Below are 23598 nucleotides of genomic sequence, written 5' to 3' on the forward strand. Positions count from 1 at the left end.
GATGCAAGCGTCAGCGCGAACCGCGTTCGCTATCGAGGTGAGCCATCATCGCTTCGGCGTAGCGCGCGCCGGCGACCGCGGAGGCCGGAACCGCCGCCTCGATCGCGGCGAGGTCGTCGACGGTCAGCGACACCTCAAGGGCCCCGAGCGCCTCGGCCAGGCGATCGCGACGACGCGCGCCGATCAGCGGCACGATGTCATCGCCCCGCGAGGCCACCCAGGCGATGGCGGCCTGAGCCGTGGTCACGCCCTTCTCTTCCGCGACGCCCCGAAGAGCCTCGGCGAGCTTCAGATTGGCCTCGAGGTTCTCGCCTTGGAAGCGTGGGCTATGGGCGCGAAAATCACGACCGCCCTGGGCCGTTCGCGCCGACCAGTGGCCACTGATCAGGCCCCTTGAGAGTACGCCATACGCGGTCATGCCGATGCCCAGTTCCCGCAAGGTGGGCAGGATCTCGGCCTCGACGTTGCGCGAGACCAGCGAATACTCGATCTGCAGGTCGACGACCGGCGCGACCTTGGCGGCCCGCCGGATCGTCTCGGCGCCGACCTCCGATAGGCCGATGTGTCGGACATAGCCGGCTTGGACCATCTCGGCGATGGCGCCGACCGTGTCCTCGATCGGCACGTCGGGATCGAGGCGCGAGGGGCGATAGATGTCGATGTGATCGACGCCCAGGCGCTTGAGGCTGTAGGCGAGGAAGTTCTTGATGGCCTTGGGGCGGCCGTCGTAGCCCGAGAAGCCCCCGGTGGGGTCGCGCAAGGCGCCGGTCTTCACGCTGAGCACCAGCCGATCGCGCTTGTGGTTCTTCAACGCCTCGCCGATCAGCATCTCGTTGTGGCCCATGCCGTAGAAGTCGCCGGTATCGATCAGCGTGATCCCAGCCTCGATGGCGGCGTCGAAGGTGGCCAGGCTCTCGGCCCGGTCAGCGGGGCCATACATGTCGGACATGCCCATGCAGCCCAAGCCGAAAGCCGAAACGACAGGGCCGGTCTTTCCCAGGTGGCGCGTCTTCATCCGATGTCTCCTTACGGTCGTGGAGGCCTTTATGCGCCCGCGCATTTCGTGCGATAATCCAGCAAGGTTCGCACGACCTGTTCGGAATTTCGAACAATGCAGCAGGCAGACTTCGCCGATCTCGACGCCTTCACGGCGGTGGCCCGCGCTCGCGGCTTTCGCGCGGCGGCGGCCTTGCGCGGCGTCTCGCCCTCATCGCTTAGCGAGGCGGTGCGGCGGCTGGAGGCGCGGCTGGGCGTGCGTTTGCTCAACCGGACCACACGCAGCGTCACGCCCACGGAGGCCGGCCAGACGCTGCTCGAGCGCCTCTCCCCGGCTCTCGCCGATGTCGCCCTGGCGCTAGACGAGATCAACGCCTTCCGCGACAGCCCCACCGGCACGCTGCGCCTCAATGTTCCCGGCGTGGTGGCCAAGGTCATCCTGCCTAGACTGTTGCCCCGCTTCCTGGCGCTGCATCCCGGCGTGACGGTGGAAGTGGTCGCCGACGACTCCTTCATCGACGTGCTGGCGGCTGGCTTCGACGCCGGAGTCCGTTACGACGAGCGCCTGGAGAAGGACATGATCGCCGTACCGCTCTCGGGGCCACAGCGCTTCGTGCTCGTGGCCTCCCCCGCCTATTTCGATGTCCACGGACGGCCCAGCCATCCACGCGACGTGCTTGACCACGCTTGCATCCGCCATCGCTTCGCCAGCGGCTCGTCCTACGCCTGGGAGTTCGAGAAGGACCGCGAGGTGGTCCGCATAAGCCCGGCGGCGCGCCTGACCTCGAACAATATCGATCTGGAGCTGGCGGCCTGCGAAGCCGGCGTGGGCCTGATGGCGACCTTCGAGGACTTCGTCGCCGAACCCATCGCCGCGGGGCGACTGGAGACGGTTCTCGACGATTGGATGCCGCCGTTCTCGGGCCCCTACCTCTACTATGCCAGCCGTCGACACATGCCCGCGCCGCTGCGCGCGTTCGTCGACTTCCTCAAGAGCCAGCGATAGGCGGCCGCGCAAAACGTAAATACAGTTTTAACTAGATAAAACTCCACCTAAAGTGGTCGGGCGATTCGCGTGGGTCGCGGCTGTCGCCGCGAAAGTGCCGGGAGTAACGATGGCGGTTGTCAGCTCCGATCCGTCGGCCCTATCCAGCCTGACCGTGACGCGTATCGCCGCCCTGAGCGGCGCGAGCCTCGCCGCCGTCTCGCCATCGGAGTTCGCCAAGCTGACCTCGGCGCAGGTCGCGGCGATTTCGACCACCGCGATCGCCTCCCTCAGCGCGGAACAGCTATCCAAGTTCGGCGTGAATCAGCTGGCGGGCCTCACCGCCGCTCAGTTGCCGCGCCTGCCCGCCGTGGCCTTCAGCGGCACGCAGCTGATGGTCCTGAACCAAGCTCAGGTCGCGGCCCTCTCGCGGACGCAAGTCCAGGCGCTGAGCCCTGACACGCTGGATGGTCTGCGAACGACCCAGATCCCCAGCCTAAGCGCCGCGAACATCTCCGCCCTCAGCCGCGAACAGGTTCAGAGCCTCTCCGCCGCCCAGGTGCGGGCGCTGACCGCGGCGCAGGTGCGCGGCCTTACGGCCAGCGACATGGCGGAGTTCAGCCCCGATCAGATCGCCGCCCTGACCGCCGGCCAGATCGGCACGCTCGCCCCCACGCAGGTGGCGAGCCTTTCGGCCAGCCAAATCGCGGCCCTGAAGCCGACCCAGTTCGCCGCCCTCTCGGCGGCGACGGTGCGGGCCCTGACGCCCGAAACCATCGCGCTTACCTCGCGAGACCAGTGGTCCGCCGCCACGCCGGGTCAAATTTCCTCCCTGACGTCCACGCAGCTGACCGCCCTGGGCGATCGCAAGGCGGTCTTCAACACAACCCAGATCCGAGCGCTCTCCGCGACCGAACTCGGACGGGCTGGGCCTGATTTCCTGTCCGCCTTGACGCCAACCCAGCTGAAGGGCCTCGCGGCCAACCACGCGGCGGCCTTGTCGGTCACCGCGGTCACCAGGCTGGACCTCGTCCAGCTGGCCGCGATCGATCCGGCCACCCTGGGCGGCTTGTCACCCACCGCCTTCTCGGCCCTGAACGCCACCCAGGTCGGCGGCCTCAGCGCGAGCCAGATCGCCCGGCTACGCGGCGATCAGCTGAAGGCCTTGAATGGCGAGGACTTCAACGAATTCACGCGCGCCCAGCTCAAGGCCTTCACCGTCGCCCAGATCCGTGACCTGCCTCCCGAGCGGCTGGCCGCGCTGTCGGACGAGACCTTCGCGACCTTCAACCCCAGTCAGATCCAGGCGCTGACGCCCCTGCAGCTCAAGGCGTTGTCGACAAAGGATCTCATGGCCCTCTCGCCAACGCACGCGGCGGCGCTGTCGGCGGTCCAGATCGGCGCGCTGTCGGGAACCCAGCTGGCGGCCCTGCGTCAGGTCGCCCCCTTCGCGCCGGGACAGCTATATGGGGTCTCGGCGACCCAGCTGCGCGCGTTCACGCCGACCGATATCGCCTTGCTGACCCCGACGGAGATCGGCGCGCTGACCGCCCCTCAGATCAGCGGCTTGACGCCGGAAACGCTCTCGGCGCTCGATCAGGAGCAGGTAGCGAAGCTGAACATCAACCAGCTCCGCGGCTTGACCGCCACGCAGCTGGCCGGCCTGAGCCAGACGGATGTCGAGCAACTGCGCCCCACCCAGATGGCGCTGCTGGACGGAACCCAGATCGGCGCGCTGGTTCCACGGCTGTCCACCACCGCGATCGAGGCCTTGGCCGCCACCCAGGTCGCCAAGATGTCGGTCACGGCCCTTGGCGGCCTCTCGCTTTCCCAAATCGCCGCTCTGGGCCAGACTCAGCTCCGCGCCCTCACCGCCGATCAGATGGCGCGGATGTCGTCCACCATGGCCTCGGCGTTGAGCGCGACCCAGGTCGCCACCCTGACGGCCCAGCAGTTCGGCGCTCTGTCCACAACGAACCTCGGGCGCCTATCCCTCGATGGACTGGCGCGCCTGGACATGAACCAGCTGCGAGGCTTGAACGCCACCCAGACACGAAGCCTGACGGTCACGCAGTTCGACGCCCTCGGCGCAACTCAGATCGGCGCGCTGACCTCCAACCAGATCGGCGCGCTCGCGACGGGTCTCGTGGCGAACCTGTCGACCACGCAGTGGGCGGGCTTTAGCGCCGCTCAAGTCCAAGGGCTTACCGTCGAACAACTGGCGGTGTTGGACGCGGAGGATCTGCGTAAGCTCTCCGCCACCCAGTGGGCGGCGCTTCGCTCCACTCAGATCGCCGGCCTTTCAGCGCCGGCCGTCGCCGCCTTGGAGGCCGAACGCCTGGCCCTCCTGGCCCCGACACAATTGGCGGGCCTTTCCCCCACCGCGTTCTCGGCGCTGGGCGCCACGAGCATCGGCGTCCTGTCGACCAGCCAGATCGCCGCCCTAACCGCCACGCAGCTCCGCGGCTTGACGCCGGAAGACATGGCCGAGTTTAGCGCCACCCAGATCGCCGCGATCGGCGTATCGCCACTGGCCGCCCTGCCCGCCACCGACGTGGCGGCGCTGAACACCACGCAGGTCGCCGCGCTCACCGCCGGCCAGATCAAGGCCATGGCGCCCTCGCAAATCTCGGCGCTGCTTCCGACGCAAATGACGGGTCTGTCCAACAGCCAGTTGGCCGCCTTGAGCTCCATCCAGATCGGCGCGTTGTCGACGGACAGCGTCGCGTCCCTGACCGCGACCCAAGTCGCCGCCCTAACCTCCAGCCAAGTGGCGGGCCTCGGGGCGAGCCAAGCGGCCAACTTGACGGGCGCGCAGCTCGCGGGCCTGTCCGGAACCCAAATCAGCGGCCTAAGCGGCGGCTTCCTCGCCGCGCTGGGCTCGACGGCGTTGTCGGCGCTGAACGCAACCCAGATGGCCCGCCTTTCGACCACTCAGCTACAGAGCCTCACCCCGACGCAAGTCGGCGCTCTATCGACCACCGATTTCGCCGAACTCGCCACGACCCAGGTGAATGGGCTGACCGCGTCACAGCTTGGGGCGCTGTCAACGACCAACCTGGCGTCGCTGTCGACCACGGCGCTGGCGGGGCTCTCCGCGACCCAGTTCGCCGGCCTGACAACCACCCAACTCGCGGCCTTGCCCGACGCCGCCGTGCGCGCCCGGATCGGTCAACTGACGCCGAGCCAGATCGGCGGCGTCTCCGGCGCTCTGATCGCCAGCCTCTCGAGCACCGACATCGCCGCGCTGAGCGCCAGCCAAATCGGGGCGCTGTCCCCCACGGCCTTCGCCGCGCTTGGAACGACCGGGTTGGCCGGTCTGACAACCACCCAGCTCGCCGGCCTTTCGACGACACAGGTCGGCGGTCTCGACGCGAGCGGTTTTGGAAGCTTCTCGGCCACGCAGGTCGCGGCGCTCTCGGCGCCCCAGATCGGCGCGATCCGAGGCGAAATTCTCTCGGCCATGGACGCGACGCAATTCGCTCGCCTGACGACCGCCCAGGTCCGCGGCCTCACGGCCAGTCAGATCGAAAAGTTCAGCGCCGCCGACATCGGCGAAATCACCGCCACCCAGATCGGCGCGTTCAACGCCGAGCAGATGGAGAACTTCTCGGCCGCCGACATATCGGCGCTGACCGCGACACAGGTCGCGGCCCTGTCGCCCGTTCAGATTTCAGCGCTGACGCCGGTTCAATTGCGCGGTCTTAACGCCACCGACGTCGCGGAGCTCAGCCGCACGCAGATCGCGGGCCTGACGACCGGTCAAATCGGAGCCTTGTCGCTGACCGCCATTGGCGCGCTGTCCAACGAGCAGTTCGGGGGTCTGACCGCGAACCAAGTTCGCGGTTTCACGGCCGACCAGCTGGCGTCGCTGGGCGTCGGGGGCCTGGCTCGACTGTCGGGGCCCCAGCTTGGCGCCCTGACGACCACCCAGATCGGCCAGCTGACGACGGCCTCGATCCAGACACTCAACGCCACCCAAATCGGCCAGCTCATGCCAAGCCAGATTCCGGGCTTCACGGCGGTCCAGGTCGCGGCCATCCAGCCCAGCCAGCTCTCCAGCCTGTCCCGGGCGCAGATCAACAAGCTGACCGCCGCCCAGCTCGACGCCATGAGCCCCGCGCAATTGGAAGCGATCGGACTTTAGGCCCGTCCGCTAGCGCGCCAGCCAGCAAAAAGGCCCGGCGGTCTCCCGCCGGGCCTTTTCATGTTCAGATGCTCGAGACGCTTAGTCCTTGGCGCGTTCCACGTACGAACCATCTTCGGTCAGGATCACCACCTTGGTGCCCGACGTGATGTACGGCGGGACCGTCGTCTTCACGCCGTTGCTGAGCACGGCCGGCTTGTAGGACGAGCTGGCCGTCTGACCCTTCACCGACGGTTCGGTGTCGACGATCTCCAGCACCACGGTGCGCGGCAGATCGATGGCGATCGGCACGTCGTTGTGGGTCGACAGGATGACGGTCATGCCTTCCTGCAGATAGGGCGCGGCGTCGCCGATCACATCTTCCGTCGCCACGAGCTGGTCGTAGCTTTCCGGGTTCATGAAGTGGAAGCCCTCGCCGTCTTGGTACAGGAAGGTGTGGTTGCGGTCGTCGACGAAGGCGCGCTCGACCTGCTCGGTCGTGCGGTAGCGTTCGGAAACCTTAACGCCGTCCGAGATGCGGCGCATGTTCAGCTGGGTCACCGGGGTGCCCTTGCCGGGGTGGATATTCTCGGCGCTCAGGACGACATAGAGCTTGCCGTCCAGATCGACGACGGAGCCTTTGCGGAGCGAGCTGGCTGCGACCTTCACGTAGTTACCGTCCTTGGTGGAAAGCGCGCGCGAGGCCGCGGGCGCGTTCGTGCTATTGATCCGTGAGCGCCCTCCTATAGCGAAAGGGCCGAAATCTCCAGTGTCTTCGGTTTAGAGCCCTTGCCGCACCTTTCCTCCACCTGGTGGCGCGCCGACGTCCACCACGACCGCCGCCCGTTCCTTCTGGCCCGCAATCGGATCACCAAGGCCTTCCGCGCCTGGTTCGAGGCGCAAGGCTTCGAGGAGGTCGAGACCGCGGCCCTGCAGGTCTCGCCCGGGGCCGAGGCGCATCTGCACGCCTTCGCGACCGAGGCGCTGAGCGCGGGGGGAGAGGCCTCGCCGCTCTACCTGCACACCTCGCCGGAATTCGCCTGCAAGAAGCTGCTGGCGGCGGGCGAGGAGAAGATCTTCAGCCTCGGCAAGGTCTGGCGCAATCGCGAGCGGGGGCCGCTGCATCATCCGGAATTCACGATGCTGGAGTGGTATCGCGCCGAAACGCCCTACGAGACGCTGATGGACGACTGCGCGGCGTTGCTGGCCCTGGCGGCGGAGACCGCCGGGACAAAACGGTTCGATTTCCGAGGCATGGCCTGCGACCCCTTCGCCCGGCCCGAACGCCTTCCGGTGGCCGAGGCCTTTCAGCGGCACGCGGGGGTGGATCTATTGGCGAGCGTCGCCTCGGACGGCGAGACCGATCGCGGCGCCCTGGCGGCCTCGGCCCGCGCGGCGGGCGTCCGTGTGGCGGAGGACGACACCTGGGCCGACATCTTCAGCCGGATCATCGTCGAGAAGGTCGAGCCCCGCCTGGGCGAGAGTCGGCCGACGATCCTATGCGAGTATCCCATCCCCGAGGCGGCGCTCGCCAGGCCGAAAGACGGCGACCCGCGTGTGGCGGAACGCTTCGAGCTCTACGCCTGCGGCGTCGAACTGGCCAACGCCTTTGGCGAATTGACCGACCCAGTCGAGCAGCGGCGGCGTTTCATTCTCGAGATGGACGAAAAGGCCAGGGTCTACGGTGAGCGCCATCCGATCGACGAGGACTTCCTGGCCGCCCTCGCGCACATGCCAGAAGCCTCCGGTTCGGCCCTCGGCTTTGATCGCCTGGTCCTGCTGGCGACGGGCGCGCGTCGGATCGAGGACGTCCTCTGGACACCGGTCGCGGGCTGAAAACGCGAAAATTTCGCACTTCCCTCTTGAGTCCTGTCGCTTTTCTTCCAAACTCCTAAGCGCGGGCCGGGCCCCTCTGACGTTTCGACGCCTTTGGCGTCAGGCGTGATGTCGGACCGCATCGAGTGCGCTCGATGCCGGGTCCTGGAGGCAGCTTCCCCCTCCATCTGAGCCCCCCATCGATCTGGTGTCGGCGCACTCTCCCAAACGGAGGAGAGCGACAACATGCCCTTGATGAACGCCCAGCAGCTGCGCGCGGAGATCGCGCGGCTGACCGTGGCCATGCGCGAGGAAGGCGCGCGGCCGGAACCCGACAAGGCCAAGATCCAGATCTGGAGCATCCGGCGGCAAAGCCTCCAGGAGCGGCTTTGGACGATCGAGCAGGACGCCGCCACGGCCCGCTGGGCCTGAGCGCGTGGCCAAGTCCTTCACTGACAACGAGAACGAGGAAACGACCATGAACAACGCCCCGCGCAAGGCGCTGGCGCCGACCGATGTCTGGACGCCGCGCCAGCTGGAGCAACTCGACGCCGTGGTGGCGGCGTGCGCGCTGATCGCCCATGCCGATGGCGAGGTCTCCACGGAGGAGCGCGGGCGGATGCTGGACCGCATCCGTGGCCAGGCCGGCCTGATCCCGTTCGGTGTCGACGACGTGCTCGAAGCTTTCGAAGCCTTGGATACGCGGTTCGAAACCCGCCCCGAGGAAGCCCGCGCCGAGGCGGAAATGATGATCCGACGGATCAAGGGGCGCGCCGAGACGGCCGAGGTCGCCGCGGCGGCCGTGGCCGTTTCGATCGCGGACGGGGGGCTCGAGGCGGACGAACGCCAGGTAATCCTGGATATCTGCGCTTGGCTCGGCGTCGCGCCCAGTCGGTTCGACCTCACGCACTAACCCGTAAGCGGGCGCTGGACTTGACCCCGCGACGCCGTGGGCTTCCCCTTCGATCGAATAGGACCGGAGGGGAAGCATATGGCTCGCTTGAAAGCGCACGTCGAACGCCACGTGGTCTCGCGGATTGGCTGGCTACGCGCGGCCGTGCTCGGAGCCAATGACGGCATCGTATCCACGGCGGCCTTGGTGGTCGGCGTGGCGGCGGCGGAAGCCTCGCGTGGTCCGATCCTGCTGGCGGCCGGCGCTGGTCTGGTGGCCGGCGCGATGTCGATGGCCGCGGGTGAATACGTCTCGGTCAGCTCCCAGGCCGATAGCGAGGCCGCCGACCTCGCCCGCGAACGCGACGAGCTGGCGACCCGGCCCGAGGACGAGTTGGACGAGATGACCGCGATCTATGTCGCGCGGGGTCTGACGCCGGATCTCGCCCGACAGGTCGCCATTCAGTTGAACGCGGGGGACGCCTTGGCGGCCCATGCTCGCGACGAGCTGGGCATCTCGGAGCATCTGACCGCCCGCCCCGTGCAGGCGGCCCTGACGTCGGCGGCCACCTTCGCCGTCGGCGCGGCCATGCCGCTGGCGGTGACCGCCCTGGCGCCGCTACCGGCCATGATCCCGGTCGTCACGGTCGCCACCTTGCTCGCGCTGGCGGTGCTGGGGTGGCTCGGCGCCTGGGCGGGCGGAGCGGCGCCGCTGAAGTCGGTGATCCGGGTGACGTTCTGGGGCGCCCTGGCTCTCGCCGCCACCGCCCTGATCGGCAAGGCGTTCGGAACCGTGGTCTAGCTAGACGGGAAGCGGACGAGGCTTGCGGTGCTCGTCGATGGCCACGAAGGTGAAAACCCCCTCGGTCACCTTGTGCGCCTGCTCGCCGTCGCGCCGGCGACGCCAGGCCTCGACGGCGACCTTGATCGAAGTGCGGCCGGTGTGAATGACCTTGGCGAACAGGCTGACCTCGTCGCCGACGAACACCGGGCTGATGAAGGTCATGCCGTCGATGGCGATGGTCGCGCAACGTCCAGCCGCGCGGTGGAAGGCGATGGAAGCCGCGGCCAAGTCCATCTGCGACAGCAACCAGCCGCCGAAGATATCGCCCTCGGGATTGGTGTCGGACGGCATGGCGATGGCGCGAAGCACGGGCGCTTCGTGCGGCCACTCGGCCTTTTCCCAGGCCTTGGCGAGGGTCTCGGCCCGCTGGTCCGTCGGAACGCCGCCGTTCATGGCTTAGTGGCCGCCGGCGCCTTCGTAGACGCCGGGCGCGAGCAGTTCGCTCTCGTCGCCCTCGCCCGTCGCGGCGACGAAGCGGCGATCGCAATAGGAGCAGTCCACGAAACCGGCCGCGCCCATCTCAAGCCAGACACGCGGGTGACCAAGCGCCCCGCCGACGCCATCGCAAGCGATCCGGTGCGATCGGACGATGATCGTCTCCGGCGCGGGACCGGCGATCGCCGCGGGGTCCATGGCGGTCGGAACGGTCGCGTGGGCGGTCGGAGTCTTGGCCTTGGCCATCTTCGGGATCCTCGAATTCGGAACGCGGCCTTGGCGTCACCGCGAACCAGGCCTACCTATGCGACCCTGAAAGGCGTCGTCAATCGACGCGCGCCGCCCCGGGGCCTTTTTGACGGCGTTTCCGACCTCGCCGTTTGCAATCTGGACGATCCATGGACCTGCCCGCCTACGCCATCGAAGCCGAGGGCCTCTACAAGACCTACGCTAGAACGAAGACCTCGCCGGAAAAGCGGGCGCTGAACGGCATCGACCTGAAGGTGCCGCGTGGCTCGATCTTCGGCCTCCTGGGTCCCAACGGGGCGGGCAAGTCGACCTTCATCAACATTCTGGCCGGTCTGGTCCGCAAGAGTTCGGGCACGGTTCGGATCTGGGGCCGCGACATCGACCAGCGCCCACGCGACGCCCGCGCGGCGATCGGCGTGGTCCCTCAGGAATTGGCCGCCGACGTCTTCTTCACCCCGCGCGAGTCACTGGAAGTGCAAGCCGGCTTCTACGGCGTGCCCAAACGCGAGCGCCGCACCGACGAACTACTCAACGCGCTCGGCCTGGGCGACAAGGCCAACGCCTATGTCCGCCAGCTGTCCGGCGGCATGAAGCGGCGTCTGATGGTGGCCAAGGCCATGGTCCATCAGCCGCCCGTCTTGATCCTTGATGAGCCCACCGCCGGCGTCGACGTCGAGCTGCGCCGCCAACTCTGGCAGTACGTCACCGGGCTGAACGAGCTGGGCGTCACGATCGTTCTGACCACGCACTATCTGGAAGAAGCGCAAGAGCTCTGCGACCAGATCGCCATCATCAATCGCGGCGAGGTGGTGGCCTGCGAGCCGACCGAGACGCTGCTCCGCCGGATGGACAGCCGCAACGTCGTGGTCACGCCCGAACAGCCCGTGATGGCCGCGCCCGTGCTCGCCGGCTTCGACACCAAGCCGCGCGCGGGCGGCGCCTTCTCGGTCAGCTATCGCACCGGCCAGTCCAGCGTCGAGCAGGTGCTCGCGGCCGTGCGCGCGAGCGGCGTGCTGATCAAGGATATCGCCACCGAGGACCCCGACCTCGAGGACGTCTTCGTGGCCCTCACCTATGGCGACCCGAACGCGGCCGACCCGACCAAGGACTAGTCAGGCCGCGCTCGCGCGAACCACGAGAGACAAACGCGCTTGCCAGGCGCGCCGCGTCACGCCAGCTTCCCCGCGATTTTCGCGCGAGGGGACATGGCGATGCGGCTTTGGGGACTTATCGCGGCGCTGTGCCTGGGCCTATCGACCTTGGCCCACGCCGAAGCGGCCAAGCCGATCCCGGTCAAGGTCGTGGTGCTGACCACCTTCGAGATCGGCGCGGTGACGGGCGATCAGCCTGGAGAGTTCCAGCCTTGGGTCGAAGGCCTGCCGCTGACGGAGACCATCGCCGTTCCTGGCCTGCGCCACGCCGCCCGCTGGTCGCCCGAGACCGGGGTGCTGGGCGTCATGACCGATATGCGCGCCCGGGCGCGGGAAAGCCTCGCGGCGTTGATCCTGTCCGGGCGGTTCGACTTCTCCAAGACCTACTGGATCGTCGCCGGCATAGCGGGCGTCGACCCCAAGGCCGCGTCGATCGGCAGCGCCGCCTGGGCCCGCTATGTCGTCGACGCCGATCCCACCTACGAGGTCGATGACCGGGAGATCCCGGCGGACTGGCCTTACGGCCTCTATTCGTTGGAGACGGACAAGCCCAACGTGAAAGGCTCGGCCGTGGGATCGTCCGGGATGGTCTGGGCGCTCAACTGGCGGCTCGTCGATTGGGCCTACGGCTTGACGGCGAGCACCCCGATTCCCGACAGCGCGGCCCTGGCCAATCTCCGGGCGCCCTATGCCGGCGAAGCCAATGCGATCAAGCCGCCTTTCGTCCTGAAGGGCGAGGCGCTTGGGACCACCCGCTTCTGGCACGGCGCTCGCCGCACCCAGTGGGCCCAGGACTGGGTCAAGCTTTGGACCGATGGCGCGGGGACCTTCGTCATGACCGACTGCGAGGACCAGGGCCTCCTCGACGTCCTCGATCTCTACGCCAAGTCAGGCAAGGTCGATTTCTCGCGCGTGCTCGTGTTGCGCACGGCCAGCAACTATTCACGCGCGCCGCTCGGCGCGCCGGAGTTCCCGCGCGCCTTCCACGACGAAGGCGCGATGGCGGCCTTCGACTCGGCCTATCGCGTGGGTTCGGTCGTGGTCCGAGAACTGTCCAGTCACTGGGACCGGTACGAAGCCAACACGCCCAGCATGACGTCCAACGGAGGGGCCGCGAAATGATCGAGCGGATGTTCAAGCTGTCCGCGCAGGGGACCTCGGTGCGCACCGAGGTGCTAGCCGGCTTCACCACCTTCCTCACCATGGCCTATATCGTGATCGTCAATCCCACGATCCTGGGCCAGGCCGGCATGCCGGTGGCGGCGGTGGCGGTGGCAACCTGCCTCGCCGCGGGCTTCGGCAGCATCCTGATGGGCCTGATCGCCAACTATCCGATCGCCCTGGCGCCAGGCATGGGCCTCAACGCCTATTTCACCTTCACCGTCGTCAAGGGCATGGGTCTGCCGTGGGAGACCGCGCTGGGCTGCGTGTTTCTATCCGGTATCGCCTTCCTGGTGCTGACGGTCGCCGGCATCCGGCAACTGATCGTCGGCGCCATTCCCCGCCCGCTATTTTCGGCCGTCGCCGCGGGCGTTGGCCTGTTCATCGCCTTCATCGGCCTGAAGGAGGCCGGTGTCATCGTGGCCGATCCGGCCACGACGGTCGCGCTCGGCGACCTCACCAAGCCCAACGCCGCCCTGGCGATCCTCGGCCTGTTGGTCATGGGCGGCCTGATGGTCTGGCGCGTGAAGGGGGCGATCCTGATCGGCATTCTCGTGGCCGCCGTCGCGGGATGGGCGCTGGGCCTGGCGAAGATCGCGCCTGGCGACTACGGCCTCGCCGCCCTGACGGCGACGGCTTTCAAGCTGGACGTCCCCGCCGCGCTCCATCTGAACGGCGGCATGGGCATGGCGCTGGCCGAGGTGATCTTCGTCTTCCTGTTCGTCGACCTGTTCGACAATGTCGGCACCCTGGTCGCCGTGACCAAGAAGGCCGGCCTTGTCCAGCCGGACGGGACGATCCCCCGCCTCAACCGCATCCTGACCGCCGACTCCATCGCCACGATTGGTGGTTCGTTGGCCGGCACCTCGACCGTGGTCAGCTATATCGAGAGCGCGTCCGGCGTCGCCGCGGGCGGTCGCACGGGCCTGACGGCGGTCGTCGTCGGCGTCCTCTTCCTCGCCACCCTGTTCTTCGCCCCCTGGGTCCAGGCGATCCCAGCCGCCGCCACGGCGCCGGCCCTGATCATCGTTGGCTCGATGATGATCGGCGCGTTGGCCGATGTGGACTGGGAGGACCCCGGCGTCGCGATCCCGGCGTTCCTGACCGTGATCGCCATTCCGCTGACCTTCTCGATCGCCAACGGCCTGGCTTTCGGCATCACCGCCTATGCCGGGCTCAAGCTGGCGCGCGGGCAGGCCCGCAAGGGCGACTGGCTGTTGTTCGTGCTGGCGGCCCTGTTCGTCGCCCGCTTCATCTACATGGGGGCGGCGTAGGCCGCTCCCAGCAAGACCGTTTGCGCCGCGGCCGCCTTTCGGCTAAGACCCGCTTCCCGTAAGGGATGCACCCGTAGCTCAGCTGGATAGAGCGTTGCCCTCCGAAGGCAAAGGTCACACGTTCGAATCGTGTCGGGTGCGCCAGTTTCTCCGGAAAGATCAGAGCATTCAGAGGCTGGCCCTTCCGAGTGGGCCTACTTGACTGAAACCGCCCCAAGAGATGTCCCACGCTAGGTAGCGCGCGGCGCACGTTGTCATTCAGCGCGGCCGAGCGGCCGCGGTGGGCCAGCGGGGTCCGGACAGCCTTGGCGCGGTCGGGCGTCTCGATGACGCGCCACCGGCGCGGAACGCTCAGGCCGGGGACGCCAGCGCCCGCGTCGAGTTCCGCGCGACGAGGGTTGGAGGGATGACGATCGGGCCGCTCGCGCTAGCCTGACCCGCTCTCGCGGCGATGATCAGTTCGACGGCCCGCGCGGTTCCCTCGGCGACTGGCTGAACAATCGCGGTTAGCGGCGGATTGGCCAGACGGACGATCGGCGTGTCGTCGAAGCTGACCAGCGAGATGTCGGACGGAACATCCAGGCCTCGCCCGCGCACGGCGGCCATGGCGGCCAGCGCCATTTGATCATTGCTGGCGATGATCGCGGTCGGCGCCCCACCGTCGAGCAGGGCGCGCGCCGCCTCGAGCCCGGACCCATAGCTGAAATCGCCGTGGGCCAGCAGACCCTCGACCGGCAGGCCCGCCGCCGCCATGCCCGCGCGCCAGCCGTTGATGCGCCAATCGCTCAGCTCATAGTCGGGCGAGCCGGCGATAAAGCCGATGCGACGATGACCGAGCGCCAACAAGTGCTCGGTGGCCAGGCGGGCGCCGCCCTCGTCGCCCAGCGTGAGCGTGAAGCCCGGCCCCTCGGCCAGGGAGCCGATCCGCGCGACGCTGATGCCATGACGGTCGAGCAGGTCGAGAATCACCGGGTTTTGCGAATGCGGCGGCGTGAGGATGGCGCCATCGGGCTGCAGGGCCGCCACCGCCGACAGCAATTCGCGCTCGATATGATCGCTGTCGGTATCGATCAGTTCGACGATCATCCGATAGCCGTGCTTCGCGCAGGCGAGCATGCCGCCGAGCATCATCTGGCCCATCCAGTCGCTGCCCTCGCGCGCGCGCCAGTCGGCGATGGTGCGTTCGCGGTCGTTCAAGGCCAAGATGAGATACGACCGCGAGCCGCTCATCCGCTGCGCCGCGATCGACGGCACATAGCCTAACTTGTCGATCGACGCCTGCACGCGCCGCGCCATCGCGGGGCTGACCCCGGGCTCCTTGTTGATGACCCGGCTGATCGTCTGCAGCGACACGCCGGCGTCCGCCGCCACATGCCGAATGGTTACTGACTGCCGCCGCCGCGCCATGCTCGCTTTCCAATCCCTTTCGCGTCGCCGCGCCGTCGTGGCGGCGCGATCAAGGTCTACCGGTTGAGTTGTCGTAGCAGGAAGGCGTGCAGGCGACCGGCGCTTTCGGCGGTCAGCGGGTCCAACACGCCCCGCCCACCCAGGGGGATATGAGCGGTCACCCGGGCGTCGTTGTCGAATACATAGTGGTCGAACAAAGCGCGCCAATGACGCTTTTCGACCTCGGGCAGGTCGCGGATGGCCAGGAGCGCCAGATTGAGCGCGTTCTGGGGCTGGCCCATCCACCGGGGCGTATCGCGCCACCAGTAGTTGACCAGGACATTGAACGGATCCAGCGCCTCGACATGGTGCCACCACATCGTCGGGATGTGCAGCGCGTCGCCGGCCGCCAACTCGACGTATTGGGCGTGACGCAGCGCCTCGCGAAAGCGGGGGAACCGCTCGAAATCCGGCGCATGAAAATCGACCAGGCTCACCGCCCGCCCACCCGGTGTGTTGTCGATCGGACCCAGATAGAGATTGCAGAACTGCTCGGGCGGAAACAGCGTGAACCGGCGGCGCCCGGCCGCCACGCAGGCCAGATTGTCGGGAAAGTCATTGTGGGCGGCCACCCGCGTGCGCGTGCCGATCCAAATGCTGGCCAGGCAGTCCCGCCCCGCCAGCGGCACGTGATTGGCCTCGTGCAGTCCTCGGAAGAAGTCGTGAACGTCGACGCCCGCCAGATAGAGCGGCGAAGCGTCCGCCTCACCTTCCTCGGCGTCCATCTGGTCGAAGATTTGGGACAGTTTCGCGCGGTCGGTGCGGAAGTTCATGCCCATGGCCTGGTCATAGAACATCCGGCCGTCGCTCCCCGGCGCGCCGGTGGCGACCGTGAAGGGTACGTCCCGATGCAGACCCAGCAGATAGGCGCGCGCCTCTCGGTCCGACTGGCGAGCGGCGGCGACCAGGGGCCAATCGGCGACCAAGCCGCGAACGACGAACGGCGCGGCGGCCGCGCGCAGGCGGACGTCGAGCGCGTCGGGGTCCGCGACGGCGACGGCCGGCGTCTGGGCCAAGTCGTCCCAGATAGTGCCCTCAGCCATGACGCGACCGCCGGTTCTTGCGGGCGATCAGCGCGGCGAGATTGGCTAGCGAGGCGATCGCCATATAGATCGGCTGCAGATGCCCCTCGGCATGCAGGGCGGCGATCGAATCGGCGTCGAGGGCGGCCAGACGCGCCTCGTCGATGACGTGGAAGCCGACCAGGCGCTCGAAGCCGCCGTCCTCCAGCATCATCTCCACCGCCAGGGGCTCGAGCAGGTCATGTCGACGCAGCGCCGAGAAGAAGTCCGCCGATCGCCAATAGCCCGCATCGAGCTCGCCCAACTGTTCGGCGATCGTTTCGAGATAGGCGGTCGGTCGGCCCGCCTCGTCGAAAACCGCCGCGCCGTCCGCGTCCGGCGTACGAAGGATCCGCGGGCTGGCCATATCGATATGGACGGAGGGGGCGGCTCCGGCGGAGGTCGGGGCGCCGATCAAGAACGGCTGGATGGTCATGGCCAGGGGCAGATAGGCGGCGTCCCAGCCGTCCGCCTCTAGGAACAGATTCTCGCCGGGATGAAAGCCAAACAGCGCCACCGCCTGGAAGCGGTCGCCTCCCGGCGGACGATGGAACAGGATCGGATAGTGGTTCTGCGCCTGGCGAAACTCGTCGGGCGGGATGAGACACGACATCACCGCGTCGCCGAGGGCCGGGTCGCGCCGGGTGTCGATGCGCAACGCGCGGTGCGCCTCGACCGTCAGAAGGACATGGTTCGACATCAAGACCCCATTGCCGCGCCTAGCGGGCCGCGGTTCCCGCGCATGCTGTGCGCCGCCTTCCGTCGGGCCGTTGGAAGCGCCGCCCGCCCCTGGGCGAGCGGCGCTTCCGCCTTCACGGTCGCGACGGTTCCGACCTAGAAGGTGAAGCGGATACCGGCGGTATAGCGGGCGAAGCCCGGCGCGGCGACCGTCACGTACTGCTTCGAGCGCTGATGGCCCCGCCGACCTTCGCCGGTCAGGTTCAGGCCCTCGACGAAGGCCGTCAGACCAGGCCGGATCTCATAGCTGGCGTTGGCGTCGACTTGACCATAGGCCTCGGTGTAGCCCGGATTGGGCCCGTTCCCGGACAGGAACTGGTCGCGCCAGTTGTAGGCGACGCGGGCCTGGATCCCGTGCTTGTCGTAGAACGCGACGACGTTAGCCGTATCGCTCAGACCCGTCAGCGCGAACTGGGTGGCCGTCGCCGGCAAGGTGTTGTCGTAGCGGACGTCGCCGTCGACGATGGTGTAGTTCAAGATCACGCCCAGGCCCGTATCCCAGAAGCTGTGCTGGAAGGCGAACTCCCAGCCGTGGACGGCGGCGGTCTGGCTGCTGTTGACCGGGGTCGAGACCCTGAAATTGACCAGGTTGTCTTCGGGCAGGCCGATGATCGTGCCGGTGTAGTTACCCGGCGTTCCGCCCGTGATCTTCACCGAATTGGGGTAGTTGGCGAAGATGTACTGGCGGATGTCGGCGACCGTCGCGTTGGGGCCCAGCGCCGCGCGCGCGGCCTTGAAGCGCGGACCGTCGGCCGGATTGGTCAGGCCGAAGGCCGAGGTGTCGACGCGCGTGGACGACAGGAAGTTCTCGACGTCCTTATGGAAGTAGCCGACCGAGATATAGCTGTCGGCCTTGTAGTACCATTCGGCCGACAGATCGATGTTCTTGGACTTGTAGGGCCGCAGGCCCGGATTGCCCTGGCTGCCCGAACCGGCGTCGATCCGGAACAGCGAGTCCAGCGTCCGCCCGCCCTGCAAGCTGCCATAGTCGGCGCGGGTGATCGTGTGGCTGTAGGAAGCGCGCAGCTTGACGTCGTCACGGGGCGCGATGTCGAAATCGACCGCCGGCAACCAGTTGTCGTATTCGCCCTTGAAGTGCGTGAAGTCGCTCTTGCCAGAGTAGACGACGTTGAACTCGTTGTTCGACACCCACTCGGTTCCGGTCGGGACCGGCACCAGCGCCGATGCGTCGACCTTGGTCTTTTCGTAGCGCAGACCGCCGACCAGATGGACGGGCCAATTGAAGGCGTCGAACTTGGTCTTCACCTGCAGATAGGGGGCGGCGGTCTTTTCGTGGATGCGGCGATCGACCGTGTAGGTCGCCAGGCAGTCGCCATCGCCGCCGCAGAACTTGTAGAGCTGGTCCAGAAGCGGAACCACGGTCTTGAAGTCAAAGGTGTAGATCTTCTGGACCAGGTCCGCGCCGTTCACGCCCATGTGCGGATACTTGTCCGGGATGGTCGCCAGGGTGAACAGGTTGTCGGGAAGATCCGAAGCCGGACCGGCGCCGCTCCAGGTGTTGTTCTGGATGAAGCCGTAGGCCGACCGCACCTTGTTGTCGACATAGGAGACGCCGAAGTCGATCCCGTCGAGCCAGCCGTCGCCCTCGTAGCGACCCATGACTTGGCCCTGGTTGATCTCGTCACGGAAATAACCGTTGCGGAACGAGTTGCCGCTGGCCTGGATCAGAGACGCGTCCAGCGCGCTGATGCCCGGCTGCATCGTGTAGGAGAGGATCGGCGTTCTTTTCTTGAACGTGATGCTCTGGCTGGCGACGCCATAGATGGCGGTGCTGACCGAGGTGCTGGTGCCGTATTTGTTGGTCGGCTTGGACTCGGCGGTCGAATGGTGGCCGTCGATCTCGAAGGTCAGGCGATCGCCAGGGGCCTTCCAGGTCAGGTTGCCGCCGATGGACTTATTCTCGGTGCGGTTGGCCGTCAGATTGGCCACGTAGGAGAGGTCCTTCCTTTCGCTGGCCTTGAAGGTCTCGGTATAGAAGTTCGGCGCGGCGATCGGCCCGTTGGTCCAGTCGCTGCTGGTGGCGTTGTGATTGAAATAGACGCCGACGCTGTTGTTGCGGGTTTCGACGGTGTTGCGCGAATAGGTGTAGTCGACGGTCGCGGTCACGGCGTCGGTCGGACGGAATTGCAGCACCAGTTGGCCGTTGATCCGTTTGCGCTTGAAGTTGTTGATGCCGATGCCGGCGTTGTTGGGCACCGAATAGACGGTCGTTCCCGTGGGCCGGTTGACGATATTGGCCGACCGCGGATCGCTCGGCTGGGGCAGTTGGCCAGCCGGATTGGTGGCGACATAGCCGTCGCGCCAACCGACATAGGCCTCGTTATTCCCGCCTTCACGCTTCTGATACGTGCCCGAGGCCAGGACGCCGATGCGGTTGTCGAGGAAAGTGTCACTGAAGATGCCGGACACTTCGGGCGTGACGGGGTCTTTGTCATTGCCCGACTTGTCGTAGACCGCCTTGACGCCCAAGCCGCCGCGTAGGCCAGGTCGGTCGAGCGGGCGAGGCGTGCGGATATTGATCGTCGAGCCGATGCCGCCCGACTCCATGGTCGCGCGACCGGACTTGTAGACCTCGACGGCGGCGACGCCTTCCGAGGCCAGGTTGCCGAAATCGAACGAACGCGACGAGGGCGCCGTCGCGCCGCCGCTCAGCTGCGCGGTGGGCATCTGGCGACCATTGAGGACCACCAGGTTAAAATCGGGACCGAAGCCGCGGACGGTGACGAACGAGCCTTCGCCCATCGAGCGATCGATCGAAACGCCCGTGATGCGCTGCAGGGACTCGGCGAGGTTAGTGTCCGGGAACTTGCCCATGTCCTCTGCCGAGATCGCGTCGACCACGCCTTGCGCGTCGCGCTTGATGTCGGCCGACTGGCGCAGGCTGGCGCGGATGCCGGTGACGACGATCTCGCTGACCGCGGCGCTGTCCGACGGCGCCGAAGCGTTGGCGGCCTCCTGCGCCATCGCCAGGCTCGGCAGGCTCATGATCGCCAGCGTCGATGCGCTCAAGGCCAGTCGTGACAACCTAAGCGACGTGGAGTTCGGCATGATATCCCCCGTGTTGTGAGGCTCGTCCGAGCCCCACTCCAAAAATGTGAACGTTCACTGCACGGCGAGAAATTGGCTGTCAACTGCCCACTCAAAGCTAAAAAAAACAATACAAAAACTGTCACAGAACTGTAGTGAACATTAACTTCATCCATCATTGGCTCGTCATCTTCCGACGGTAAGGACGGCGGCGAGGTAGTCTTGCGCTTGCTGATTGTGGCGGGGCCGGATAAGGCCTCGATCGTCAAGCGCGATGCCCAAACCCTCGCCCACCCCCGCGGCCTCGCCGAACCGCCGACCCTGGCGGTTTCTCCTGGTCTTCGCCCTGGCCTATGCCGGTGGGACCATGGGCTATTTGCCGCTCGTGGCGTTCTTGCTGCCGATCAAGGTGGCCGCCATCGCCGGCGACGCGCGCATCGGCCTTTTCACCGCCACCGCCCTGTGCGGCACCCTCAGCGCCATCCTGGCCAACCTCCTCTTTGGCTGGCTGAGCGATCGCTCCGTGGCCAGGGGCGGCGGGAGACGAGGCTGGATGGTCGGTGGGGTGCTGGCCACCGCCGCCGCCTACGGGCTGGTCCTGGTGGCGAACACGCCGGTCACCCTCGTGGTCGCGGTGGTGATCTTCCAGGGCGCGGTCAACGCCATCCTCGCCCCGATGTTAGCCATCATGGCCGACGAGATTCCCGACGCGCAGAAGGGCTTGGTTGGCGGCTTGCTGGCCTTCGCCTATCCCTTGGCCGCGGGACTGGCGACGATCGTCGTCGGCATGGCGCGGCACGGCGAAGCCGCGCAGCTGGCGGTCATTGTCCTGGCGGTGGCGATCTGCGTCGCGCCGCTGGTCTTGACCCCCGCCCAGCCGGCCCCGGCCCCGACTGAACCGCCGCCGCCTCGAAGCCTGACCCAGCACGATCTGCGCATCGCCTGGCTCGCCCGCCTTCTGCTGCAGGCGGCGGGCAATTCGCTGACCCTCTACTTACTGTACTATTTTCAGAGCCTTGAGCCCAATACCCCGCCGCTGGTTCTGGCGGGCTATGCGGGCCACATGCTGACCCTGGCCTATGTCTTGCCGCTTCCCTTCGCGATCCTCATCGGAAGGCTCTCGGACCAGCTGGGCCGGCGCAAGCCGTTCCTGCTCGGCTCGGCCGTGCTGACCGCCCTTGGCCTGACACTGATGGCCCTGGCGAGCAGTCGGACGGCCGGCGCCGTTGGCTTCGTCACCTACGCCCTGGGCTCGGAGATTTTCCTGGCCCTGCACGCGGTGTTCTGGATGCAGCTGCTGCCCAGCGCGCGACATCGGGGCCGCGACCTTGGCCTCCTCAACCTCGCCAACACTCTGCCGGCCCTTGTGGGGCCGGTCCTGGCCTATGCTTTCGCCACGCCGGGCGACTTTGGCGGACTGCTGTCGCTGCTGGCGGCGCTTACCCTGTGCGGGGGCCTCGCCATGCTCGCCATTCGCGGACGCCGCTGACGCCCGCGCGCTCCTTCCCAGACGACTGATCAGGGGTAGCGCGCCAAGGTCTGGCGGATCGCGCCGCGCCGCGCCGCCGCGCCTTGGTCATTGACCAAGTGCGCGATACTGCCCACCCCGCCGCCCAGGGAGACGGTGGTCACGCTGGTGAAACGAACACCGGGCCGCCGGGGAGCCTCCACCGCGCTTTCGACCACGATGGAAGGATCGGCGATGAAATAGGCGTAAACGCCCAGGCCCACGGCCTCGTGCCGCTCGACCGAGTCGGCGACCTTGTAGGCGGCCCAGCCCAGCCCGTCCGCCCTGTAGGCGGCCTGGCTCGGCGGATCGTAGGGCAGCTCGCTCTGATAGAAGAAGGTGCGCCCCCGCTCGCCTTGCCAAACAGTCTGGTGCCGTTGGAAATGCTCGACGAAAAGGCCGTACACGGTCACGTCGTCGCCGCGCACGATCAAGCCCTGGTCGCTGGTGCTCTCTGTCCAGCCGACATGCTTACGGCCACCGTCGAGATCGCCATGATCCGCGCGCCAGATCCAGAGGTGGTCGCCGATCACCTGATGGCTGTTGATCTCAAGGCAAGTCCGCGCCTTACCGACGGCGACGCCGCCGACGCGGAAGAACAGGTCGGCCAGCAGAGTCGGGTTGGCGGCGTGGTTTCCCGAGGCGTCGCGCGGTCCCACCGTCATCAGCACCGGCGACTCCAGAGGTCCCGCATCGATCAGCACCCCGGCGATGGAGACGCCCGGCACGTCGGCCACCGTCAGCGCCGCATTGCCCGCGACCGGCAACAGCGTCGCCAGACCCAGGCCCAACACCACCGTGTCGGCCCGCTCGACCCTGATGGGCGCGTCGAGCGCGTAGACGCCCGGCGTCAGTAACAGATGCCGCCCCTGGCTCAGCGCCGCGTTGATGTCGCGGGCCGACACCCCGGGCTGAGCGATGAGAAACCGCGAAAGTGGAATCAGAGCGCCGGCCGGATCCCCCGCGGCCCAGCTGGTTCCCCGCGTGTCGCTGCGCAGCGCCGGCACGAACACCCCCCACTCACCGGCCGCGTCGACCTGCAAATGCGGCTTTTCCCGTACGATCGGCGTCGTCGGCAAGGTGGTGATGGGCGGCTGTGGAAAGGCGCCGGCCGGCGCGCCGGTCACGCCCAGGAACATCATGTTCCAGTTCGCGCCCTCCCAGCCCCGGATCGAGGCGCCACGCGTGAACCACTGCTGCTGGGAGCCCGAGTGAATCACGCCCTCGATCTGGCAATCGGCCATGAAGCCGCCGCTCGAGGAACCGCCGTCGTCCAGACGAAGATCGCCCATCAAGTGGATGCGCCGATAGGGCGCCGCCTGCGACACCGCCCAGCGGTCGGCGCCGTCGGGCGGACGAATGGCGAGGTTTTCAACCGCGCGCCAGAAGTTCACCAGGGCGTTGCCCTTGAACCATTGGGCGTCCACTTGGACATGGCCGTCGATCACGACGTCGCTCGGAAGCCGGCCAAGCCCGGCGATCTGGGTAAAGAAGCCGACCTTCACCTCGGCGGCGTAGCGACCGGGCTTGAACAGCACCGCGTCGCGGCGGTCGGTGAAATGCGCCGTCTCCTGAGCGCCGTGGATCGCGTCAAGCTTGGCCTGGATAACCGCCGTCGGCATATCGGGACCGATAATCAGCACATTTGGGCCAAGGTCCGGGTCGCCGCCCGTCCGCGGCCGCGCGCCGGCCTCGGGGGGGAATACCGCGCAAGCCGCGGCGCCCACGCCCAAGGCGACGGCGCGCTGCATCAAGACTCGCCGATCCTCGTCCGCTTTGTTGTCATCCATCACGACGGTCCGATATTCCTCTCGACGGCGGCCGCGGCGTGGGAGGCCGCGTCGAGCCCCCCGCCGCCTCAAGCGCCGCGC

Annotated in this window: 19 protein-coding genes and 1 tRNA gene; 11 read left to right on the top strand and 9 right to left on the bottom strand. The window is 67.4% G+C overall.

Annotated features, from left to right (window positions below):
* Positions 1-10: 10 nt before the first annotated feature.
* Positions 11-1015 (bottom strand): aldo/keto reductase, encoded by a 1005-nt coding sequence (locus J2728_RS05425; RefSeq protein ID WP_309997283.1) that lies wholly within the window; start codon positions 1013-1015, stop codon positions 11-13.
* A 96-nt stretch (positions 1016-1111) separates the two neighbouring features.
* Here J2728_RS05425 and J2728_RS05430 point away from each other — a divergent pair, with 96 nt between their 5' ends.
* Both J2728_RS05430 and J2728_RS05435 read left to right on the top strand, forming a co-directional pair.
* Complete coding sequence (locus J2728_RS05430) at positions 1112-2002, top strand: LysR family transcriptional regulator (RefSeq protein ID WP_309997285.1); 891 nt, start codon at positions 1112-1114, stop codon at positions 2000-2002.
* 109 nt (positions 2003-2111) lie between these two features.
* Positions 2112-6128 carry a beta strand repeat-containing protein gene (locus tag J2728_RS05435; protein WP_309997287.1) on the top strand — a complete coding sequence of 1339 codons (4017 nt, stop codon included), beginning with the start codon at positions 2112-2114 and terminating at the stop codon, positions 6126-6128.
* 81 nt (positions 6129-6209) lie between these two features.
* Here J2728_RS05435 and efp read toward each other — a convergent pair whose 3' ends face one another.
* Positions 6210-6776, bottom strand: coding sequence for an elongation factor P (gene efp, locus J2728_RS05440; protein ID WP_309997288.1), 567 nt, complete (start codon positions 6774-6776; stop codon positions 6210-6212).
* Between the two features lie 120 nt (positions 6777-6896).
* Between efp and epmA the strand changes: the two genes are divergently transcribed.
* The 4 genes from epmA to J2728_RS05460 all read left to right on the top strand — a co-directional run bounded on the left by epmA (position 6897) and on the right by J2728_RS05460 (position 9615).
* Positions 6897-7943 carry an EF-P lysine aminoacylase EpmA gene (gene epmA, locus J2728_RS05445; RefSeq protein WP_309997291.1) on the top strand — a complete coding sequence of 349 codons (1047 nt, stop codon included), beginning with the start codon at positions 6897-6899 and terminating at the stop codon, positions 7941-7943.
* Between the two features lie 225 nt (positions 7944-8168).
* Positions 8169-8354 carry a hypothetical protein gene (locus J2728_RS05450; protein ID WP_309997293.1) on the top strand — a complete coding sequence of 62 codons (186 nt, stop codon included), beginning with the start codon at positions 8169-8171 and terminating at the stop codon, positions 8352-8354.
* Between the two features lie 46 nt (positions 8355-8400).
* The gene (locus J2728_RS05455) at positions 8401-8835 is read left to right on the top strand and encodes a tellurite resistance TerB family protein (RefSeq protein WP_309997294.1); all 435 of its coding nucleotides are present in this window, start codon (positions 8401-8403) and stop codon (positions 8833-8835) included.
* Between the two features lie 78 nt (positions 8836-8913).
* Positions 8914-9615 carry a VIT1/CCC1 transporter family protein gene (locus J2728_RS05460; protein WP_309997297.1) on the top strand — a complete coding sequence of 234 codons (702 nt, stop codon included), beginning with the start codon at positions 8914-8916 and terminating at the stop codon, positions 9613-9615.
* Here the strand turns inward: J2728_RS05460 and J2728_RS05465 are convergent, their stop codons facing one another.
* Entirely contained in the window at positions 9616-10050 is a 435-nt protein-coding gene (locus J2728_RS05465; RefSeq protein ID WP_309997299.1) for an acyl-CoA thioesterase, read from the bottom strand.
* Between the two features lie 3 nt (positions 10051-10053).
* Positions 10054-10338 (bottom strand): zinc-finger domain-containing protein, encoded by a 285-nt coding sequence (locus tag J2728_RS05470; RefSeq protein WP_309997301.1) that lies wholly within the window; start codon positions 10336-10338, stop codon positions 10054-10056.
* 152 nt (positions 10339-10490) lie between these two features.
* Here J2728_RS05470 and J2728_RS05475 point away from each other — a divergent pair, with 152 nt between their 5' ends.
* The 4 genes from J2728_RS05475 (at position 10491) to J2728_RS05490 (ending at position 14071) form a co-directional block, all read left to right on the top strand.
* Positions 10491-11453, top strand: coding sequence for an ABC transporter ATP-binding protein (locus J2728_RS05475; RefSeq protein WP_309997303.1), 963 nt, complete (start codon positions 10491-10493; stop codon positions 11451-11453).
* A gap of 93 nt (positions 11454-11546) precedes the next feature.
* Complete coding sequence (locus J2728_RS05480) at positions 11547-12614, top strand: purine nucleoside permease (protein WP_309997304.1); 1068 nt, start codon at positions 11547-11549, stop codon at positions 12612-12614.
* Entirely contained in the window at positions 12611-13927 is a 1317-nt protein-coding gene (locus tag J2728_RS05485; protein WP_309997305.1) for an NCS2 family permease, read from the top strand. The genes J2728_RS05480 and J2728_RS05485 overlap by 4 nt, the downstream gene beginning before the upstream one ends.
* A gap of 67 nt (positions 13928-13994) precedes the next feature.
* Positions 13995-14071 (top strand) — tRNA-Arg (locus J2728_RS05490).
* 207 nt (positions 14072-14278) lie between these two features.
* Here J2728_RS05490 and J2728_RS05495 read toward each other — a convergent pair.
* The 4 genes from J2728_RS05495 to J2728_RS05510 form a co-directional block, all read right to left on the bottom strand.
* Positions 14279-15334, bottom strand: a complete 1056-nt coding sequence (locus tag J2728_RS05495; RefSeq protein ID WP_309997307.1) for a LacI family DNA-binding transcriptional regulator — start codon at positions 15332-15334, stop codon at positions 14279-14281.
* A 56-nt stretch (positions 15335-15390) separates the two neighbouring features.
* Positions 15391-16416 carry a cupin-like domain-containing protein gene (locus tag J2728_RS05500; protein WP_309997308.1) on the bottom strand — a complete coding sequence of 342 codons (1026 nt, stop codon included), beginning with the start codon at positions 16414-16416 and terminating at the stop codon, positions 15391-15393.
* Positions 16409-17134: a SapC family protein gene (locus J2728_RS05505; protein WP_309997310.1), complete on the bottom strand. Its 726-nt coding sequence runs from the start codon at positions 17132-17134 to the stop codon at positions 16409-16411. Before J2728_RS05505 ends, J2728_RS05500 begins: the two co-directional genes overlap by 8 nt.
* A gap of 134 nt (positions 17135-17268) precedes the next feature.
* Positions 17269-20202, bottom strand: coding sequence for a TonB-dependent receptor (locus J2728_RS05510; RefSeq protein WP_309997312.1), 2934 nt, complete (start codon positions 20200-20202; stop codon positions 17269-17271).
* Positions 20203-20494: 292 nt separating this feature from the next.
* Here J2728_RS05510 and J2728_RS05515 point away from each other — a divergent pair, with 292 nt between their 5' ends.
* Positions 20495-21709 (top strand): MFS transporter, encoded by a 1215-nt coding sequence (locus J2728_RS05515; RefSeq protein ID WP_309997314.1) that lies wholly within the window; start codon positions 20495-20497, stop codon positions 21707-21709.
* Between the two features lie 29 nt (positions 21710-21738).
* On the opposite strand, the gene J2728_RS05520 is transcribed toward J2728_RS05515, so the two are convergent.
* On the bottom strand, positions 21739-23517 hold the full coding sequence (locus J2728_RS05520; RefSeq protein ID WP_309997316.1) for a coagulation factor 5/8 type domain-containing protein: 1779 nt from the start codon (positions 23515-23517) through the stop codon (positions 21739-21741).
* Between the last annotated feature and the right edge of the window lie 81 nt (positions 23518-23598).

Source organism: Caulobacter segnis (assembly GCF_031454995.1).
Classification (GTDB): domain Bacteria; phylum Pseudomonadota; class Alphaproteobacteria; order Caulobacterales; family Caulobacteraceae; genus Caulobacter; species Caulobacter segnis_E.

Bases quoted from the DNA above. Each gene is read 5' to 3' on its own strand.
- J2728_RS05425 (WP_309997283.1), bottom strand. From the start codon at position 1,015: ATGAAGACGCGCCACCTGGGAAAGACCGGCCCTGTCGTTTCGGCTTTC.
- J2728_RS05430 (WP_309997285.1), top strand. From the start codon at position 1,112: ATGCAGCAGGCAGACTTCGCCGATCTCGACGCCTTCACGGCGGTGGCC.
- J2728_RS05435 (WP_309997287.1), top strand. From the start codon at position 2,112: ATGGCGGTTGTCAGCTCCGATCCGTCGGCCCTATCCAGCCTGACCGTG.
- J2728_RS05450 (WP_309997293.1), top strand. From the start codon at position 8,169: ATGCCCTTGATGAACGCCCAGCAGCTGCGCGCGGAGATCGCGCGGCTG.
- J2728_RS05455 (WP_309997294.1), top strand. From the start codon at position 8,401: ATGAACAACGCCCCGCGCAAGGCGCTGGCGCCGACCGATGTCTGGACG.
- J2728_RS05460 (WP_309997297.1), top strand. From the start codon at position 8,914: ATGGCTCGCTTGAAAGCGCACGTCGAACGCCACGTGGTCTCGCGGATT.
- J2728_RS05465 (WP_309997299.1), bottom strand. From the start codon at position 10,050: ATGAACGGCGGCGTTCCGACGGACCAGCGGGCCGAGACCCTCGCCAAG.
- J2728_RS05470 (WP_309997301.1), bottom strand. From the start codon at position 10,338: ATGGCCAAGGCCAAGACTCCGACCGCCCACGCGACCGTTCCGACCGCC.
- J2728_RS05475 (WP_309997303.1), top strand. From the start codon at position 10,491: ATGGACCTGCCCGCCTACGCCATCGAAGCCGAGGGCCTCTACAAGACC.
- J2728_RS05480 (WP_309997304.1), top strand. From the start codon at position 11,547: ATGGCGATGCGGCTTTGGGGACTTATCGCGGCGCTGTGCCTGGGCCTA.
- J2728_RS05485 (WP_309997305.1), top strand. From the start codon at position 12,611: ATGATCGAGCGGATGTTCAAGCTGTCCGCGCAGGGGACCTCGGTGCGC.
- J2728_RS05495 (WP_309997307.1), bottom strand. From the start codon at position 15,334: ATGGCGCGGCGGCGGCAGTCAGTAACCATTCGGCATGTGGCGGCGGAC.
- J2728_RS05500 (WP_309997308.1), bottom strand. From the start codon at position 16,416: ATGGCTGAGGGCACTATCTGGGACGACTTGGCCCAGACGCCGGCCGTC.
- J2728_RS05505 (WP_309997310.1), bottom strand. From the start codon at position 17,134: ATGTCGAACCATGTCCTTCTGACGGTCGAGGCGCACCGCGCGTTGCGC.
- J2728_RS05515 (WP_309997314.1), top strand. From the start codon at position 20,495: ATGCCCAAACCCTCGCCCACCCCCGCGGCCTCGCCGAACCGCCGACCC.
- J2728_RS05520 (WP_309997316.1), bottom strand. From the start codon at position 23,517: ATGGATGACAACAAAGCGGACGAGGATCGGCGAGTCTTGATGCAGCGC.